The 3,853-nt window shown below is 37.4% G+C and carries 4 protein-coding genes; all 4 read left to right on the top strand.

The window, feature by feature from the left end; translation table 11 throughout:
- Positions 1-1,059: glycosyltransferase family 4 protein (locus tag RB298_RS17205; protein ID WP_486047674.1), on the top strand; the 1,059-nt coding region annotated here is incomplete at its 5' end.
- The gene (locus RB298_RS17200; protein ID WP_486047676.1) at positions 1,053-2,339 is read left to right on the top strand and encodes a glycosyltransferase; all 1,287 of its coding nucleotides are present in this window, start codon (positions 1,053-1,055) and stop codon (positions 2,337-2,339) included. The genes RB298_RS17205 and RB298_RS17200, both read left to right, overlap by 7 nt.
- Before the next feature lie 23 nt (positions 2,340-2,362).
- Positions 2,363-2,620 (top strand): hypothetical protein, encoded by a 258-nt coding sequence (locus RB298_RS17195; protein ID WP_057274481.1) that lies wholly within the window; start codon positions 2,363-2,365, stop codon positions 2,618-2,620.
- Positions 2,620-3,853: hypothetical protein (locus tag RB298_RS17190; RefSeq protein ID WP_486047671.1), on the top strand; the 1,234-nt coding region annotated here is incomplete at its 3' end. The genes RB298_RS17195 and RB298_RS17190, both read left to right, overlap by 1 nt.

Genomic DNA, 3,853 nt, shown 5'->3' with positions numbered 1-3,853 from the left:
GAAAATGATGTAACGCGCATTGGTGTGAAAAATCGCAAGTATTCTAGAAGTATTATCAATCGTTTAATGTATTATTTAGAGATTGCTTTTAAAATGATGCTATTCATTTTAACTGACCGAAAACAGTACGATGTGGTTTTCGTTACGTCTCCGCCTATTTTTATTGCTGTCGTCGGGCTGCTTGCCAAATACCGCTATCGAAGGCCGCTTATTTTGGACATTCGAGATTTATGGCCTGAATCGTTAAAAGGCGTAGGGGTGTTCAATTATCCGGTGGTCATTTCTGTTTTCAGTCGCTTAGAGAAAATTCTCTATGTGAAAGCTGATCATATTATCGTAAACAGCGAAGGCTTTATTCGGTTTATGACAGAGAAATATACTATTCCGTTAAATAAAATTCATTTTATGCCTAATGCTGCAAATCGTAATGAAATTTCAATGATTGAACCTGGAAGCGACGTATTTAAAGTTATGTATGCAGGCAATATTGGTTTAGCACAAGATGTAACGGTTCTAATGGACCTTGCAAAAGAATTACATGAGTATAATATTGAATTGACAGTTATGGGTTATGGGTTTAAAAAGAAAGAATTTGTACGTTTTACAAAAGAGCATAAGTTAACAAATGTTCGATTTATTAAGCCAACTACCCGTCAAGAGTGCTTACATATTATTTCTGAACATCATATTGGAATTGTGACGTTGAACGGTAAGCAAGTATTTGAAACGGTTCTTCCTGGCAAGATCATTGATTATATGACGTGTGGAATCCCGATTGTCGCATCGGTTTCTGGCTATGCCAAAGACGTGATTGTTTCACATGAAGCTGGAATTGTATCAGAGACAAATACAGCAGATGAGATGCTTAGACATATCCTGTATTTGTATCAGCACCCTTCTAAAAGAAGTGAAATGTCTCGCAACAGCTTAAATTATGTAAAAAAGCATTTCTTCTGGGAGAAAAATATCGAAGTATTAATACGTTTAATTGAGAATAAAAGTTCTGAACCGCTGCATGTGGAGCAGACAGAATCAGTGGATAAGGTTGAAGTATTATGAGAAAAAATGTCTGTATGTTTGTATGGAATCATTTTACCAATGATGCGCGCGTCCTGCGTGAATGTACGGCTTTATCAGAGAATGGTTACGCCGTTGATTTAATTTGTATTCATGATCCGAACAATCCGGATTTAAAACAGTATGAAGAAGTAAATGAACATTTTCACGTTCATCGCGTAAAGCGTTATCCTTCTTCGCTGCTTTTTATGAAAAAAGCGTATCGTGCACTTCTAAAATATAAAGTGCTCGCTCTGATCGCTTTTTTGTTGTGGTTAGGAGCAGCGTGCGTAGCTCCTTATGTAGTTCTTCCTGTTACAATCGTAGCTGCGCTGTTATTAAAAACGAAGCTGCAAGTGGTCTGGGTAAGAGGAAGCATTATCTTAAGGATGATTTTAAAAGGCAGGAAGAAGAAATACGAGATTTATCACTCGAATGATTTAAATACGTTGCCTCAAGGATTTATCTGTTCAAAGCTTCGCTTTAAGCGGAAATATCTTGTGTATGATTCTCATGAGGTGCAAACGAGCAGAACGGGCTATGACAGCGGCGTATACGCAAAAATGGAGTCGTTCTTTATTAATAAAATTGACTCTATGATTGTAGAAAATCATACGCGTGCAAAATACAATGAAGATTTATATGGCTTCTATCCAAACGTTGTCTATAACTATCCGTTTCGACCAAAAAATAAGCAGCAGCAACAAGTTAATTTGCACGAGCGTTTAGGGCTTCCTGAAAATGAAAAAATTCTGTTGTATCAAGGCGGCATCCAAACGGGACGAGGTCTTGAAAAGCTTGTTCAAGCAGCACCGTTATTTAAAGAAGGAACGTTAGTCTTTATTGGAGACGGACGCATCAAGCCAGAGCTAGAGCGTATGGTAGCTGAAATGAAGTTAGAAGATAAAGTGAAGTTTATTCCAAAAGTGCCGTTGCAGGACTTACCGAAGTATACAAAAAATGCGTACTTAGGTTTTCAAGTATTAAATAATGTGTGCTTCAATCACTATTCGGCTTCTTCAAATAAGTTATTTGAATACATTATGAGCGATGTACCGGTAGTAGCATGCGATTTTCCAGAGATTAAAAAAGTAGTAGAAGGCGAGCATATTGGATTATGTGTAGATTCGCATGATTACAAAGAGATTGCGAGTGCTGTCAATCAGTTATTACGAGATCCTGTGCTGCGTACGACGATGAGTAACAACTGTAAAACAGCGAAGTTCAAGTACAACTGGGAAAGTGAACAAGTACAATTTTTGAAAGTCTATCAAGCAATATAACGTAAAAGGAGGAACTTACGCGTATGGGTGTCAAACTCCATAGCCATGTATCTGTAGAAGTCCTGGAAAAAGAACTTCAAGTGGTTAAATCGGAACTAATCGAACAATTAAACATAAGAGAAAAAGAATTAAAAGAGTACCAGGATTTGCAAAAGCGTTATACGATGCTAGAAAAAAGATATGCGGCTATCAGCCGTTCTTTTCTAGGAAAGTTAACGCTAAAGTATTGGACGCTTCGAAAGCGAATGGGTACAAATAAAGCAACAAAGGGGCATAGATAATGATCAGTGATATTCAAAAGCGTATGAAGTCGATTACGCAAAAAAGAGATTGGGCAAAGGCACATCGCATTCCGAGTCTAGAGTTTTCAGAAGTCGAAGCAAATAGCGGCTGGTTTAAAAAGAATCAAGTTGCTGTTTCATTTAATGAAGACGACCGAAGTTTTACTGTTGATTTGAATTCTAACAACTATACGTATCTAACTTATCGCGAGCAGAACATCGACTTTCAACAAGCTCCTGTAGAAGAGAATATTGCATTTGACTTTTCTAGTCAGCAAACGCTTGTCTTCAAAGGGACAAAAAGTGAAAGTGTCTCCGTCGAGTTATTCATTATTGAATATAAAAATCGTCAAAAAGTAGGTATACATAGATTTGAAATGAACAGTGAAGGTATTATACCGTTCTCTCAATCTACTGATTCTATCCGCTTAGCGCTGCGCGTGAAAGGGCAGGGAACATTTAAAATTGAGAGTATGTTAATTAATGACCGAGGATTCTGGAATCAAAGCGAGCTTTTGACAGAAGGAAATTATATTGTTTTAGAACAAAATCAGTGGTACATGCCTAAGTCCGATCAATTATACTATGATCCATTTAACAAAAAATTCAACGTAAGTTTTGAAGATAAGCAATTCGCGTATGTAACGCACAGAGAAGGAAATGCTGCTTTTTCTGCTCAGCCTGTAAGTCCAGTGGCTGTTCATGACGATACACTATCGGTTTGCTTCCAAGGCGAGAAAGAGAATGCTGTTGATGTACGTCTTGCTATTGTCTTTTACCAAGACGGAAAAAAAGTAGGAACAGATGAATTAAAGTTAAATAATAAAAAGCTGATTCATTTCCAAGAAGAATATAACTCTATTCGTCTAGCAGTGAGAGTATCTGGCAAAGGTGAGTTTAAGCTTGATGATATCATCATTAACAACGTGTCTTATTGGTGGGTTCATGACGTTGAAGTAACAATTCCTAAAGTGACGGTTGATGCACCTGTTAAGTATGCTCTTAACGAACACTCTCTTAAAGGATGGCAAGAGTCAAATAACGGTGTCATTTATCATCCTTGGAATCAGCTGTTTCAATCGAAGTTAAAAGGACAGGACTTCATTCATTTAACAGCTCAGCACTTTAACACAAGTGAAAATATCTCAGTAGCTGTTGATCACGATTCTACGTATGTAATTACGCCAGCAGGTGAAGTGTACGAAGGTATTGAGTTAGTGGTATATGCCGTAG

The organism is Priestia sp. BR_2, assembly GCF_041954005.1.
In the GTDB taxonomy this organism is placed as follows: Bacteria; Bacillota; Bacilli; order Paenibacillales; family Paenibacillaceae; genus Paenibacillus_AQ; species Paenibacillus_AQ lautus_A.
This window is presented reverse-complemented; position numbering and strand designations above follow the sequence as displayed.

What these genes read in the sequence shown, in the direction of transcription:
- RB298_RS17195 (WP_057274481.1), top strand. Translation starts at nt 2,363, where the DNA reads ATGGGTGTCAAACTCCATAGCCATGTATCTGTAGAAGTCCTGGAAAAA.